The sequence below is a fragment of the Neolewinella agarilytica genome (genome assembly GCF_900110645.1).
Taxonomy (GTDB): domain Bacteria; phylum Bacteroidota; class Bacteroidia; order Chitinophagales; family Saprospiraceae; genus Neolewinella; species Neolewinella agarilytica.
In genome coordinates this window covers 56,060-71,101 of record NZ_FOFB01000002.1, presented here as the reverse complement: position 1 = coordinate 71,101, position 15,042 = coordinate 56,060, and the positions used below count along the sequence as shown (strand labels likewise).

The 15,042-nt window shown below is 53.5% G+C and carries 15 protein-coding genes; 14 read left to right on the top strand and 1 reads right to left on the bottom strand.

What is annotated here, in order from left to right:
- Positions 1-2 precede the first annotated feature (2 nt).
- From BM123_RS24140 to ypfJ, 7 genes are all read left to right on the top strand, one after another.
- The gene (locus BM123_RS24140; RefSeq protein WP_175489222.1) at positions 3-158 is read left to right on the top strand and encodes a hypothetical protein; all 156 of its coding nucleotides are present in this window, start codon (positions 3-5) and stop codon (positions 156-158) included.
- 201 nt (positions 159-359) lie between these two features.
- Positions 360-1,505, top strand: coding sequence for an amidohydrolase (locus tag BM123_RS02555; RefSeq protein WP_090165430.1), 1,146 nt, complete (start codon positions 360-362; stop codon positions 1,503-1,505).
- Between the two features lie 343 nt (positions 1,506-1,848).
- Entirely contained in the window at positions 1,849-2,448 is a 600-nt protein-coding gene (locus BM123_RS02550; RefSeq protein WP_090165253.1) for an RNA polymerase sigma factor, read from the top strand.
- A 14-nt stretch (positions 2,449-2,462) separates the two neighbouring features.
- Entirely contained in the window at positions 2,463-3,248 is a 786-nt protein-coding gene (locus BM123_RS02545; protein ID WP_090165252.1) for a tetratricopeptide repeat protein, read from the top strand.
- Between the two features lie 146 nt (positions 3,249-3,394).
- A complete protein-coding gene (gene folB, locus BM123_RS02540; protein ID WP_090165251.1) occupies positions 3,395-4,177 on the top strand; it encodes a dihydroneopterin aldolase in 783 nt (260 codons plus the stop codon).
- Between the two features lie 55 nt (positions 4,178-4,232).
- A complete protein-coding gene (locus BM123_RS02535; RefSeq protein ID WP_090165250.1) occupies positions 4,233-4,955 on the top strand; it encodes a DUF4197 domain-containing protein in 723 nt (240 codons plus the stop codon).
- A gap of 33 nt (positions 4,956-4,988) precedes the next feature.
- A complete protein-coding gene (gene ypfJ, locus BM123_RS02530) occupies positions 4,989-5,882 on the top strand; it encodes a KPN_02809 family neutral zinc metallopeptidase (RefSeq protein WP_090165249.1) in 894 nt (297 codons plus the stop codon).
- Positions 5,883-6,009: 127 nt separating this feature from the next.
- Here ypfJ and BM123_RS02525 read toward each other — a convergent pair whose 3' ends face one another.
- Complete coding sequence (locus BM123_RS02525) at positions 6,010-6,774, bottom strand: acyl-[acyl-carrier-protein] thioesterase (RefSeq protein WP_090165248.1); 765 nt, start codon at positions 6,772-6,774, stop codon at positions 6,010-6,012.
- Between the two features lie 41 nt (positions 6,775-6,815).
- On the opposite strand from BM123_RS02525, the gene BM123_RS02520 reads away from it, so the two are divergent.
- From BM123_RS02520 to nadD, 7 genes are all read left to right on the top strand, one after another.
- Complete coding sequence (locus BM123_RS02520) at positions 6,816-7,316, top strand: hypothetical protein (protein ID WP_245748396.1); 501 nt, start codon at positions 6,816-6,818, stop codon at positions 7,314-7,316.
- 212 nt (positions 7,317-7,528) lie between these two features.
- On the top strand, positions 7,529-9,166 hold the full coding sequence (locus BM123_RS02515) for a DUF6089 family protein (protein WP_090165247.1): 1,638 nt from the start codon (positions 7,529-7,531) through the stop codon (positions 9,164-9,166).
- Between the two features lie 365 nt (positions 9,167-9,531).
- The gene (locus BM123_RS02510; protein ID WP_090165246.1) at positions 9,532-10,560 is read left to right on the top strand and encodes a tetratricopeptide repeat protein; all 1,029 of its coding nucleotides are present in this window, start codon (positions 9,532-9,534) and stop codon (positions 10,558-10,560) included.
- 49 nt (positions 10,561-10,609) lie between these two features.
- Positions 10,610-12,574, top strand: a complete 1,965-nt coding sequence (locus BM123_RS02505; RefSeq protein WP_090165245.1) for an OmpA family protein — start codon at positions 10,610-10,612, stop codon at positions 12,572-12,574.
- An 80-nt stretch (positions 12,575-12,654) separates the two neighbouring features.
- Positions 12,655-13,347: a hypothetical protein gene (locus BM123_RS02500; protein ID WP_139211731.1), complete on the top strand. Its 693-nt coding sequence runs from the start codon at positions 12,655-12,657 to the stop codon at positions 13,345-13,347.
- A 3-nt stretch (positions 13,348-13,350) separates the two neighbouring features.
- The gene (locus BM123_RS02495; RefSeq protein WP_090165243.1) at positions 13,351-14,310 is read left to right on the top strand and encodes a succinylglutamate desuccinylase/aspartoacylase family protein; all 960 of its coding nucleotides are present in this window, start codon (positions 13,351-13,353) and stop codon (positions 14,308-14,310) included.
- Positions 14,311-14,356: 46 nt separating this feature from the next.
- Positions 14,357-14,938: a nicotinate (nicotinamide) nucleotide adenylyltransferase gene (gene nadD / locus BM123_RS02490; RefSeq protein ID WP_090165242.1), complete on the top strand. Its 582-nt coding sequence runs from the start codon at positions 14,357-14,359 to the stop codon at positions 14,936-14,938.
- Positions 14,939-15,042 lie beyond the last annotated feature (104 nt).

The window sequence follows — 15,042 nt, the reverse complement described above, 5'->3', positions numbered from 1 at the left end:
TCATGAACAAGCAACTCGTCATCAGAATTTGCCTCTTCCTAATCTGCCTCTGGGGCTTAGTCGAGTTATTCTACTTTGACAATGGTACGATGGCAGCATTTCTCGGCCTGGTGTCCACCTTGGGCACGATGGTATTTCGGAAGGAATTAACTACTTGACGGAAGGGTATTCGGATGGTAAGTTGGGCGACAGAGCGCAGGTGCAATACCCCCTCGTCGGCGCTCTGCGCCGGTCCCCGAAGGGAGGGGGTTTAAGGAGCAAGGAATAAAGGGGCGCCTTCCACCGCCTGAAGTCGGTACTGGTGGATGAAGTCCTACCGGGCTGCTTACAGCCGTACCCGTCCGTACCTTACCACCCTCATGCGCCATCAAGAACTTCTCACTCAACTTCGCCACGACCTTCATTGTCACCCTGAGCTCTCCGGCCGGGAGGAAAAGACCGCCGCCCATATCAAGGCCTTCTTCCGGAAACATTGCCCCGCTGATGAAGTCATCAGTAAAATCGGGGGCTATGGACTAACCTTTAGGTATAGCTATCCGCAGCCGGGGCCGACCGTCATGATTCGTTGCGAGCTGGATGCGCTGCCGATTGAGGAGCCCAATGACTTTAGGTATCAATCGATAAACGAGGGCGTGTCCCACAAATGTGGTCATGACGGGCACATGACGATCCTGGCCGCCCTGGCCCTTCGCCTGCGAGAAACCCCTCCGGCCCGGGGCAGCGTAATTCTCTTTTTTCAGTCTGCTGAAGAGACGGGGCAGGGCGCAGCAGCGGCACTACAAGACGCCCGCTTTACGGCTCTGGCGCCAGATTATGTCTTTGCCCTGCACAACATTCCCGGAGCACCACTCCACGAGGTGTTGCTTACGCCCACCACATTCTCTCCGGCCGTGCAGAGTTTTTCCGTTCAGCTCAGTGGCAAAGAGGCCCACGCCGCCGAGCCCCAAAACGGCCGTAACCCGGCCGTGGCCATCAGCCGGATCGTGGCGGCGCTGGCGCCGCTGAACGTGCCTGATCCCAATCGGGAGGATTTCTGCGTTCTGACGCCCGTTCACCTCACCCTTGGGCAGAAAGCCTATGGTATCTCCCCCGGTGAAGGGGAATTGCATTATACCATCCGCTGCTGGACGAATACAGGACTGGACCGGCTCAAAGCCCGCATTTGTCAGGAGATCAGTCGTATTTCCACTGCTGAAAACCTCCGGCGTACAATCAATTGGTTCGAGTACTTCCCGGCAACGGTTAATACCTCCAGGGCCAGAGCGATCGTTCAATCTGCCGCCATGGAGTCAGGCAAAAATGTTACCGAACGCGCCCACGGCTTCACCTTCGGAGAAGACTTTGGCTGGCTGGCCGGTCGTTATCCATCGGTGATGTTCGGGCTCGGGGCGGGAGAAGACTGTCCGGCTTTGCACCACGCTGAGTATGATTTTCCGGATGCGTTGATTGCAACCGGTACTTCCGTGTTCAGCGAAATCATACGAAGAATATTGAAGAAAAATTGAGAAACCTCACTTTAGCTCTTTAGCGAAACCCTTAGCCTTGCAGCATTGCTATCCTGCATAGCTATTGTATTGACTATGATTTTCAGAAAAGAGCTGACCACTTAGCCCATCTCACTATTATTCCGACCTCACTGCTCCTTCAACCTTCCTTTGCACCTGCGGTGAGCGCCCAAAAGAGAACATTGCACCTGCCCCGACAGCTACCGGAACGCGCCCAAACAACACATTCAGAAAAAACTTTAGTGTTTACGTAACACTATCCCAACTAAAGTTATAAAGCCATGTAACCACAACGGTGGCAACATTTTGGACGGCGAATTCGCTACATTTGGGTAACGCTAGAATGAAAACGCCCGTGATTGTGAAAGACACGCCAACTGAAGACGCAGAACTGTTTGAGGCCATCAAATCCGGCCGCCACGAATTGCTCGATGAGTTATACGTGCGGCACCGGGAGGCCTTTCTCACCTACGCCCAACGGCAACTGTACGCTACGGAAGATGATGCTGCTGACTGTTTTCAGGACGCGGTCATCGCTTTTTACAAAAATATTGTCAGCGGTCGATTGACGGAGCTCACCTGTGGAATTCGTACTTACCTCTTCGCCATCGGCAAGCGGTTAGTCTACCGCAAGAACCAGAAGCGGCACCGGGAGGTTACTTCCGACCCCGACGCCGGAATTGGCTTAGGCAACGACCCGGCAAATGAGCTGGACATGAGTCTGCTGAACAAATTTGAAGACGACCATCGAAAAGCCCTGCTGGCCGGTGCGCTTGGCCAGCTAGGTGACACCTGCCAGCAATTATTAACCTTGTTTTACTACCATCGTTACCCCATAGAAAGTATCCAGAATACCCTGAATTTAAGCTCTCCCGGGGCTACACGCATCAAGAAGATGCGCTGCCTCGATCAACTGAAAAAGATTTTATCCCCCCAGTCCTAGAAAATTTCTGGAAAATGAGCAAAGAAGAATCACAGAAGCGCATTGACGACTATCTCCTGGGCCGGACCTCTCATGAAGACCGTTTGGCGTTTGAAGAAGATACCCGGCAGAATAATGAACTCGGCGAGCAGCTCGCCGACACCGAGCTGGCCATGGCGGCCATTGAACTGGCCGAAGACGAAGCCATGAAGGCTCGCCTCCAGAGCCTTGAAAGTAAGCTCCGGCAGGAAACGCCGACGGCGACGACGACCTCTACCCCCGAGGCTAAGGTGGTCAATATGAAAGCCCGCAAGCGCAGCCGTATGAGCCTGTTCGGTATCGCAGCGGCCTTGCTATTACTCCTGGCCGCTGGCTGGTGGATCATGCAGCCCGGCGGCTTTGACAGCCCCGGCCAACTGGCCATGGCCAATTTTGAGCCCTACCCCAACATCGCTTACCAAATTGAGCGCAGCGGTGGTGCTGCGGACCCCGAAAAAGAGGCCTACATCGCCTACGAAGCGGGCAACTTTAAGCTCGCCAGTGAGGCCTTTAAGGCGCTGCCGGCTACGGCCGTGAATAAGTTCTATCTCGGTCAGAGTCTGCTCGGTGAGCAGAATTTTACCGCCGCAGCAACGACCTTCCGCGAAATCGTAAACGCCGATGCATTTAACCTCCGCCAGGAATCTGAGTATTACCTGGCACTGGCCCTGGCCGGACAGGGAGAAACAGATAAAGCGATTGCTGAACTGAAAAATATCGTAGCGGAGGCAGGCCACCCTTCTCTGAAGGAAGCTAAAGCACTGCTGGAGGATTTGCAATAAAACGGTTACACCCTGTTTTAGTCTGTAAGTAGTCTTGTATACTCTTTGCTGAAAAAACGGACTAAAATCCGCGCAACCAGCACCGCCCATCTGCGGCAGTTACTATTTGACTCCTTGACTATCTGACTCCTTGACTATCTTGCGGCATGACCGCGAAAATCGGACTAGAAGACGTACGTTTCCACGCTCCTCACGGCTTTTATGAGGAGGAACACCGGATGGGCAATGAATTCAGCATTGATGTTGAAGTCGAAGCTTCCATCACCGGTGCGGCCGAAAATGATGACCTGGGTGGTACGGTCAACTACGCCACCATTTATTACCTGCTGCAAGCGGAAATGAAAAAACCGACGCAGCTGCTGGAAGCCCTTGCCTACCGTATGGGGAACCGGATCATGAATCAGTTTGACACCGTCAGCTCGGTGAAGCTTCGCTTACGTAAGCTTAACCCACCACTGGGTGGCAAGGTGGGGGCTGCGGTGGTAGAAATTCAGGTCGATAGTCGTAGCGGTTCTTCCGGAAGCTTTGGCGGCGGCTTGCAGCAACAACACACCTATGAAGACGAACCCATGGGCGGCGGTGGCGCATTTGGCGGCGGCGGCATGGGAGGTATGGGCGGCGGCATGGGCGGCGGTGGCATGGACGGGCTGACCATCAAAAGACCTCCTCCTCCGGCACCGATACCGGTATTTGATGACGATGCCTTCGATGACGAGGACGATGGGGGCTTCTATGACGATGAAGAGGGTTTTGACGACGAAGGCCACTTTGACGAGGAGGGCTTCGATGAGGAAGGTTTTGATGACGGCGACTTCGAAGATTTCAGCGAGGAAGATATGCTGGACTATGAAGACGAAGACGACTTTGACCCATCCGACTTTGAGGATCTTATGAAAAAATTAAATGATCCGGACTTCGATATTGGATGACCCTGACAAAGCTTTTCCGTCCTAGCTAACGTTATTACCACAAACCAACCTCCCGATGACACGTAAATCATTCTTGCTGGCGATGCCGTTCCTGCTGTCCGCCTGTACCACTCAACAGATCAACGACACCCTGAATACCGTTCTGGGAGAAGGCGGCGGGCTCTCCTCCACTGACATTGCCAACGGCCTCAAAGAAGCCCTCCGCAAAGGGTCCGAACGTGGCGCCAATGAGCTTTCCGCTCAGGGAGGCTACTTCAACGACCTGGCCTACCGCATTCTTCTCCCGGAAGAAGTTCGCAAGGTGACCGATAAACTACAGGGGGTGCCCGGCTTCAGCGACCTGGAGGAAATCATTATCAAAAAAATCAACCAGGGAGCGGAGGACGCAGCCTCCAAGGCCGGTCCGATTTTCGTACAGGCCATTAAGCAAATGACCATCCAGGATGCTCTCGGTATTCTTAAGGGAGACCGCAACGCAGCGACGAGCTACTTACAGCGGACTACCTACGACAACCTCTACAATGAGTTTGCTCCCGTGATCAATACTTCACTGGACAAGTTCGACGCCAACAAGGTTTGGGAAGATGCCGCCAATGCCTACAACAACTTCCCGCTGACCCGCCAGCAGGTTAACACTAACCTGGGCGACCACGTTACCCAGCGTGCGCTCGAAGGCCTCTTTACCAAGGTCGCACTGGAGGAAGAGAATATCCGTCAGAACATCGGTGCGCGCACCTCGGAGTTGCTCCGCCGCGTATTTGCCCTCCAGGATTCGTAATTTGCCCCCCGAAACGATATAATACCCCTCGTCATGAGATTAGAAGGAAAAGAAGGAAGTAAGAATATTGACGATCGCCGTGGCGGTCGTGGTGGCGGTGGCTTCAGCCGCGGAACAAAGACTGCCGGTGGCTTTGGCCTCGGCACACTACTCATCATTATCGTCGTAATGCTGCTCGGAGGAGACCCTTCCGAATACCTCGGCGCTGCCAACAGCGGGGCCTCCGCCCCTGCACAAACCCAGACCCAAAGTCAGGGCGGCATCGTTGAGAATACGCCCAACGCGCAGATCGTCTCCGTTACCCTCCGGGAGAATGAGAAGATCTGGGGGCAGATTTTCCCCAAGGAATATGGCCGCAATTACGCCGAACCCGTACTGGTTCTCTTTGAGGGTGAAGATCGTTCCGCCTGTGGGTATGCCAGTGCGGCTACCGGGCCGTTTTACTGCCCGGCGGATCAGCAGATTTACATTGACCTCTCCTTTGCGGACCTCCTGCGCAAGCGCTTCCGCGCTCCGGGCGACTTTGCCCTTGCCTACGTAGTCAGCCATGAGGTAGGCCACCACATCCAGAACCAGCTGGGCTACAGCCAGCAGGTAAGTCAGGCCCGCCGCCGGATGCGGGAAGCGGACGCGAACGCGATGTCCGTTCGCCTCGAACTTCAGGCAGATTATATTGCCGGTGTATGGGCCTACTACGCTGACCGTTACTCCGACCTCCTTAGCGAAGGCGACATTGAAGAAGCCATCAAAGCTGCCTCCGCCATTGGTGACGATACGATCCAGAAGCAGAGCCAGGGCTACGTAGTACCTGACAGTTTCACTCACGGTACCTCCGAGCAGCGTGTCAAGTATTTCTACGCGGGTTACCAAAGCGGTGACGCCAGTAAGAAAACGCTGGACTACTTCTTCTCAGCGCAGGAGTTGTAAGACTGCCTGCTTCAGACCTTTACCGGGTTTATTCCGGCTTATACCGCTCTTGTGTTAAACGGTAAGATTTATAAGTGATCAGGGTACAGCATTTTGAATGCTGTACCCTGATTGTTTTTACGGGCGGCTAGTTAACCCGCCAGTGTGACTCCATCGTAGCCAGCAGATCACCTTCCCGCCTGAGTGCGTGTCGCTGCAACAATCCATTGGAGGTAAGGGCGGAAGCCTGAGCAACGAGGGGATCACCAAACCTGGCTTCCAGGCGGTAATCTACTTCCAGCAATGTTGGTGTATGCCGTTTCAGAAAGTGCCCTCCAAGCGGCTCCAGCATCAGCTCGGGAAAGACCGGATTGGTGAGATGATCATTGAAATCCAGTTGATGATAAGCGACGGTAAATTCCCGTGTTTGCCCGCCCGCTTCCGGAGGTTTGATTTTTCCAAGGGGCCGATCCAGGTGCGCGGCCGCAGGTGCAAGGTCTGCTTCAAGAGCAGCAATGTGAGGGGGGATGGGTTTGAGCCGTCGGCTGGTAACATCCATGAGTAACCATTGTGTCGCAGCCGTTAGCAGCGTGTTCCCCTCTTCGTCCAAAACGTGAAAATCCCGGAAGGTTTGTAAACGGCGCTCAAAGCCAGAAGGTGCCGTAATAACGATCACCCGTGTGCCCATCGCAGGCAGGCGGGTGATGTTAATTCGTTGCCGCCGCAGCACCCATGACAGCCCCATCTCTGCCATAAGTTCCGGACTGGAAATTTTCAGCCGCACGGTGTTGATCATCGCCGCCTCCTGAAGAAGCCGTATCAGGTAAGCGGGCGTAAGCCGGCCGCCCGGGCCTACCGCAAACGCCGGGATGCTAAATTCAACTTTTTCATGCAAGACGGAGTCAGTAATCATTTTTTGTTTTAAATTTACACTCGACTAACAAAATGTCAGGCATGAAAGTACCACGGCTGGGCGGTCGTCCGGTATATATCGCAGATTATTCCGCAGATGCGGGAAAAAAGCTTCCTCCCGGAGAAGCTGCTGACGGCGACCACGCCCCAGCGTCTTCGACTTTTATTCAGCTGAAAGAAAGAACTTTATACACCCACTTTCCCGCTGCCGGCCAGCGCTATGAAGGAGGCTACTCCGACGGCTACTGTTACCGGATTGTTTTCTCCAGCGGTCGGTTTGAAACGAGTTTCAACTTACTGCGTGAGTTCCTTTGGGAAGAAGGCTTTAAGGGGGTGCCACTACCCAGGGACACAGAAGAACTTCTTCGTTTTCGCCTGCCGCCCAGGCTGCGGCATCAACTATCCTTTTTTGGCGATAACGGCTACGTCCATAACCCCGTAAAAATTCTTTTCCCGGTAACTCCCGGAAGACGGGGAGAGCTCATTCTGGAGGTCTATGACCGGGGCCACCCTGAACATTTACTTCGTTTTCATCGCCGGTAAGCGAAAAAAATGCGTTTATTTGCCGAAATAAGGGGGCAAAATGCAATGTTCCCTCATAATATTATGTGTATTCTGATATAAGTCAGTAAAATTGTAGCTTCTTAACTACTGTATCGAACATTCTTTCTGGAATTGTGGTACTACACAAAAACTGGACTACTCTACATACCCCAGCAATAAACCATTTCTCCTTACGTCAAATTTTAGCACTAATGCTTAAACACTTACTGTTAGCCGCCGCGATGTTTACCTGCCTGTCCATGTACGGTCAAAAAACACAATTCCCCTGGGAATTTGGCCTTAAACTAGGTACCTCTTCCATCGGCGGAGATATGATTGATAATGACATTGTATTCCTCAATCAGCCAAAATTCGGTGGAGCTATCATGCTGCGCCGTCGCCTGGGTAACACCTTTGCTTTACGAGGTGCCCTTGCCTACGGAGGCCTGAAGAGTGATGACAATGAATCTGACGAGGCAGCACGCCGTAACCGTGGATTCACTTCTGACGGTTCGGTAATTGAGCCTTCTCTATCTCTTGAGTTTGAGCCTTTTGCTGGCAAGCGCTTTACGGATGGCGTCTTTAAAAAGACACTTTCTCCTTTCATCAGCGCAGGTGTCGGGTATGGTATCTGGGGTGAAGTAGACACTGACTACAATGGCGCCAGCAATGCCAGCGTAACGGCTGATAACCAGGGCAACCTGGACGACAGCGGTGGGGTTGTTTTCCCGCTGGGAGCCGGCCTTAAGTACTACCTGTCCCCCAAGTCTTCTCTCGGTCTTGATATTACTTACCGCATGACTGGTGATGACCTCATTGATGGTGTAAGCCAGGCAGGCAACCCTGACAAGGATGATGCCTACGTTCTTACCGGTCTTACTTTTGCTACCGGCTTTGGTAAAAAAGACACCGATAAGGATGGTCTGTACGACGAAGAAGATGATTGCCCAACGGAAGCTGGCCCTGCATCAACCAACGGTTGCCCCGACACCGACAGCGACGGTATTGCTGACAAAGACGACAAGTGCCCTCAGGTTGCTGGTCTGGCTACCCTGATGGGTTGCCCCGACGGTGACGGTGACGGTGTTGCTGATGGTGACGACGACTGCCCAACGGAGGCCGGACTCAAGAACCTGAACGGTTGCCCCGATGGTGACGGTGACGGTGTTGCTGATAAAGACGACAAGTGTCCAACCGAAGCTGGTATTGCTGCACTTATGGGTTGCCCCGATGGTGACGGTGACGGTATTGCTGATGGTGATGACGCTTGTCCTGCAGAAGCTGGTCTTGCTAAATTCAATGGTTGCCCTGATGGTGACGGTGACGGCATCATCGACAAAGAAGATGAGTGTCCTACAGTTGCCGGTGTTGCAGCCCGTAACGGTTGCCCAGAGCCAAAGGATCGTCCGGAAAACCTTCAGGAGCGGATCACGCGCTACAGCCAGTTGATCGCCGGTCAGGAGTTCAAGCACATCCGTGTTGACTCTACCAACGGTACGATTGCAATTGACCGCATCTACTTCCCCACGAACATTCACTCACTGAACCGCCCCGACAAAGTGATCATCGAAGAGATCGACCGCTTCATGGCACTTCCCGGAGCTTCTGCTTTCAGCATCCGCTTCGAAGGTCATGCTGACCGTCGCAGCTCTGAGGAGTACAACCAGCGTCTCTCTGAGCGTCGGGCTAACTCTGCAGAAGCTTACGCTGCTGGTAAGGAAGGTGCTAACCCTTCTAAGCTGAGCCAGATCGGATTCGGTGAACTCAAGCCTGTAGGTGAAACACTCAAGGAAAACCGGGTAGTAATTCCGGTTGCTTCTGAGCCAACCCGTATGGTAAAAGGTGAGTAAGCCCCACTAACCATACCACTACATTTGAAGAGCCACTATTTCTCCGGAAATAGTGGCTCTTCTCATTGAAATAGCCCCATCTTCTACATTCCGGCCCTGCAGGACCAATTATTCGCTCGCTTACTTTGAAATTGCACAGAAATTATGCATTTTTGTAAGCCTGCTCTCAATGAAACTATTTGATGCAGGTTTTACGACAGTTACTTCTCTCCACATACCTGATTTTTCAGAACGTCAGTGCTTGGTTAATCCAAACTAAAAGACGTCGCGGTGATCACTCTCCGGTTTATCCGAAGGAACCTGATTGGTGCTTATTTGTGTGGTCAGAAATTTTATTACAGTAGGGAATCAAAGCACAAGGGATAATGTCAGAGTACAGGATAATTATTGCGGGACAACTTGAATTCGGATCCGAACGGGTATTCCGGCAGGTAGTAGATCAGTACATCCACCGGATGGAGAACTACTATAAGAATGATATTCTCCTTAAGGCTGAGAACATCTTCAAAGAAGAAGAGATGATTCTCGACATCCCCAGAACTGTAGTTACCGGCACTGAACGCCACTGGCTGAACACCCTGAACCTTCTGGAACGGGTAGTATCCTTCAGCATGGCCGGCAGCATCAACCTCTGGAGATTGAATGCGGGAACCATTATGGACCATCAGGTTCTGGAACCGCATAGTGACCGGACGACCGTTCAGCTATTCAATAAGGGCAGACAGCTGGTTAACCAGGCGGAGAAAGAGCAGGAAGCACTAGCAATGATGACCCGTGTAGTAGGTCGTTTTGCCCGCCACGCGCAAGCCTATGAGCGCCGCGGTTTTGTCAACTATCGCCTGGGTAACATTGATGATGCGCTGTACGATTACGACAAGAGTCTGAAGATCAACCCTTCTATGCCCGAAAGCCATTACGGCCGGGGGCTGGCTTACGCCAGTAAAGAAGACTGGGCAAAGGCTGCTGAAGATTTTGACCTGGTTACTAAGAACAGCATTCCTCACCAGGCTATTTACTGGATGGCACAGGTAGCTTTGGGTGACTCTTATTTGAAAATGGGCCGCCCCGCTGATGCTCTCCGGGTCTACAATATGTTTTCTAAGCGGAAGCAAAAAATTGCCAGTCTGGATCGCTATGACCGTCGGGTCAACAGCACCTTCGGCAAGTTACTGGCTAAGAGCGGTCGACACAATGATGCCGTCATCGCCTTCCAGCGTGCTCTCGACGCAGAAGCTGACGTTAAGGCACCTAAGGAGTCTGAAATCCGGTATCACCTTGGGCTAACGTTACAGGCCCTGGGAAAGGTGAATCCCGCCATCGCGCAACTTGAAATCGCCGCGAAGGAGATTCCTGAAGCAGCTGAAGCACTGGAGAAAGCCCGTGTAGGCGCTTAATAACAAGCTTAGCCATTTCTGCGTTATCCCAGCACTCAATCTTTTACTTGTGACTGGTCTTCGCGCTCTACTCTATATTATTCTGTTTTCTTTTTCCGTCTCCTGCGCTACCGCGCAGCCAGCGGGGAAATCCTCCAAAAGCACCTCCTTTAATAAGAAAGAGACGAAGCTGATGGCCGAAGCCCGCTCCGCCATGGATGCCGGCAATTTTACCGACGCGATTACTTTGTTGGACGAGCTCATCGATAAGCACCCCAACGCGACGGACCTGATCTACCTGCGTGGGCTTGGCCAAAAACGGCTGACGAATTATCAGGCGGCTATTACCGACTTCAGCAGGGGCTACGTACAGGATCAGAATCCACGCGCACAATTGGAACTGGGAGAAGCCTATGCCCTGAACGCGCAGTTTGACCTTTCGGTACAAGCTTATGAGGCCTACCTGAGCGCCGTACAGGACAGCAGGCGCCCTGGTCAAAAAGAGAAGGCAGAGCGCTTAGTGACCAAAGCCAGGGAAGCGGCCGCCATCGCCCGAAATCCTGTCCCCTTCTCCCCTATCCCACTGCCTGGTGAAGTTAACACGGACGAACACTTAGAGTACTTCCCGTCGCTAAGTATTGATGGTCAGCGGATGATCTTCACCCGACGGGTAAATGGAGAAAACGAAGACTTTTACGTCAGTGACCGTAAGGAGGACGGAAGCTGGGCCAAAGCCTTACCGCTGGAGGGTATCAACACCGGTTATGATGAGGGCGCACAATCCATCACCGCTGATGGCAACTACCTGGTATTTACCGTTTGCAACCGGCCCGAAGGGGCCGGCAGCTGCGACCTGGTATTCTCGGAAAAGCAAGAGGGAAAGTGGACAAATCCTCAGTTTTTTGGCCCGGCCATCAACACAAAAGCCTACGAAGCTCAGCCCAGCATTTCCCCCGACGGATTATTACTGTTTTTCACCAGCACCCGGGCCGGAGGCCAGGGGCAGGAAGATTTATACGTTAGCGGCCGGCTACCGGAAGGAGGCTGGTCTGCGCCGGTTAATCTGGGCCCGGACATCAATACGAATGGCAAAGACCAATACCCTTTCTGGTCTTCAGATGGAAAGACGCTGTTCTTTACGAGTGACGGGCACCCGGGAATGGGAGGAGAGGACTTATTCAGAACGGTGTTGGGCGGAGACAATACCTGGTCAGCTCCCACCAATCTCGGCTACCCGATCAACACCCCCGCTAACGAGACGAATCTCTTCATCGGGCTAAACGGCCGTACGGCCTATTTCAGTAAGCGGGAAATTGACCCGACAACCGGAAAAGCGGATGTTGACATTTACCAGTTTGAGTTGCCGGCAGAGATCCGGCCGGCTCCTACCACTTACCTGGAGGCAAGGGTGATCGATGCCATTAGCCGGGAGCCGCTAGTGGCAACGGCCCGCCTCCGACCAGTCACAGGGGCCGGTGCGGAGAAAGTGATGGCGACGGATCAGGAAGGTAAATTCCTGAGCTTACTTCCTTCGGGGCAAGACTACGCCCTGACCGTTGAACGGGAAGGATACCTCTTCTACAGTGACCGGTTTTCACTGGCGGACGGATTGCTGACGGACGAGCCCTTCCGCCTCACCGTTGAGCTTCAGCCAATAGCGGAAGTGGTTACGGAAAGTGATAGCAGTGAAGAAGACGGTTCCACCGCTTTCAGGAATGTTCTCTTCGAAACAGGCAGTGCCACCCTGCTGCCGGTATCGGGCCAGGAGCTGGACCGGTTGCTTGCCGTATTGGCGGAAGCGGATAAGCTCCGGGTACAAATTGCCGGGCACACTGATGACGTTGGCTCCGACGCCGACAACCTCCGCCTGAGCGAACAAAGAGCTATGGCCGTGCGGCAATACCTCATTGACGGCGGCATTGACGCCAGCCGCATCAGCACCATCGGATACGGTGAGGACCGCCCCATTACCAGCAATGATACGGAAGCGGGACGGGCGAAAAACCGACGAACGACCTTTCGTTTGCTGGAGTGAGCCCCTTTGCTTTTCAACGCTCTTTTGCACCTGCGCGCCGTCGCCCCACGAAAAACGAGTCCGTGAAGTATCTTCGCCCCATGGAAGATATTCCCCAATCGGCCGAAGCTACCGCCGCCCCACGCCCCTGGTGGGCCCTGGCGCTCAGCGGGCTGTTTCACCCATTACTGATCCCGACGTACATGTACGTGCTGCTGATGGTGATCAACCCGTTTCTGTTTGGCTCTAACGACCTTGGTGATCAAAGAGCCATTATTACACTGGTGATGCTGGTGCTCTACACCTTCGTCATTCCCTTAATATCGGTCTTGCTGATGGTGTTGCTCAACATGGTTGGCAGCGTCATGATGGAAGACCGAATGGAACGGATTGGCCCTCTCCTGCTGGTCATGGTACTCTATTTCTGGGTCTACTATAACCTCAGCCAAAGCAACGATGTGCCCACTATTTTCTCCTCCTTTTTACTGGGTGTTGTTATGTCATTGGCGATCGCCTTTGTCATTAATGTGCTCGACAAAGTAAGTCTGCACACCATTGGTATGGGAGGGCTGGCGGGAATGTCGATGATTTGCATGCTCTTTTTCGGCAGCCAGGGTATCGGGATGGGAGGCATAACCCTCAGCCTTGGTTTGCTGGTGATCCTGATCGTCTTGATTGCCGGCCTGGTGGGCTCCGCCAGACTCGCTCTGGGTGCACACAATAACACACAGATTTATATGGGTTACTTTGTTGGCTTTTTTTGCCAATGGATGGCTCTCTTATTCTATTTTTAGGGAATGGAAGACACAGTAGCATCTGGCAGAGTCATTGGCCACTACCGGGGTACGGAGCAAGGCCCGCTGGTGGTAGCCATCGGAGGGATTCATGGAAACGAGCCGGCAGGAGTCCGCGCGCTGGAGCAACTCTTCGACCTGCTGGACGAAGAACCACTGATCAACCCCGGCTTTACCTTCAAGGGCGAACTACTGGCCCTGCGTGGTAACCTGGCGGCGCTGGAATCCGGAAAACGCTACATTGATACTGACCTGAACCGGATCTGGCATCCAAGGGTGCCGGGAGACACGCACTTTGCCACTTCCGAAGACAGAGAGTTATTTGAATTGCTGGCCGCCATTGAGTCGGCAGTAGAAGAGGCTCCCTTAAGCGAACTGGTATTACTCGACCTGCACACCACGACCGCCGGAGGAGGGATTTTTTCCGTTACGGGAGATGATGCGCCCAGTCTTCTGCTGGCTGCGGAGATGAGTGTGCCCGTCATTAAGGGCATTTTGAGTGGCTTGCAGGGCACCACCTTGCATTATTTCAGGGGGAATCATTTTGCGACCAACTTCCCCGTTCGCGCCATCTCCTTTGAAGCCGGCGAGCATAACGATCCGGCCGCCATTGAGCTGTCGCTGGCCGCAACGATCAATTTGCTGCGAGCCGTAGGTTGTGTCCGCCAGGAAGACGTCAGAACCTATCACGACACTTTACTGCGGGAGGCAGCCGGAGAGCTGCCCCTGTTGACGGAGCTCGTCTATGTACACCGCATCAGCAAAGACGGCAGTGATGGTTTTGTGATGAACCCCGGCTTCAGCAACTTCCAAAAAGTAAGCAAGGGCTTGCCACTGGCCAGGGACAATAACGGAGAGATCCTTTGCCCCGCGGACGGCTACCTACTCATGCCGCTGTACCAGAAGCAAGGGGACGAAGGATTTTTCCTGATTCGGGACTATAATTTCCCGACGGCCTACTAAGAGATCTTACCGTAGTTTTGCAGAACTACTTTTACAAAACCAATCCATGGCGCAACGCAAAACCGGTCTGTTTTTCGGGTCTTTTAACCCCGTCCACGTCGGGCATATGATCATTGCCAACTACATGGCGAGTCAAACGGATTTGGAGGAGGTATGGCTGGTGGTTAGTCCGCAGAACCCCTTTAAAAAGAGATCTTCCCTCGCCCGTGATCACGACCGTTACCACCTGGTAACGCTCGCTATTGGAGACACCCCCGGCTTGCGGGCGAGTAAGGTAGAATTTGACCTGCCCAAGCCATCTTACACGATTGATACCCTGGCCGTACTGCGGGAGAAGCACCCCGACCGGGAATTCAGCCTGATCATGGGGGGAGACAATCTGCCTACTCTTCCGAAATGGAAGAACTATGAGATTCTGCTTCGGGACTACGACATTCACGTTTACAACCGGCCGGGCTACGAGGCCGGGGAGCTGGCCGATCACCCGCGTGTTCACTTTCACGACGCTCCCTTGATGCACCTTTCGGCCACTTACATCCGGAAGTGCATTCAGGAAGGGCATAGCATCAGGTACCTGGTGCCGGAGGCCGTGGCGCGGGAATTGGGAGCTTCGGGGATGTATCGGTAATAAAGGGGGGAAGGGGAAGAAAGCGTAAAGGGCTAAAGGGACGAAAGCGTAAAGGAGGGAAGGGACGAAGGAGTGAAAGGGGAGAATGCGAGCCGTAGCCCCCC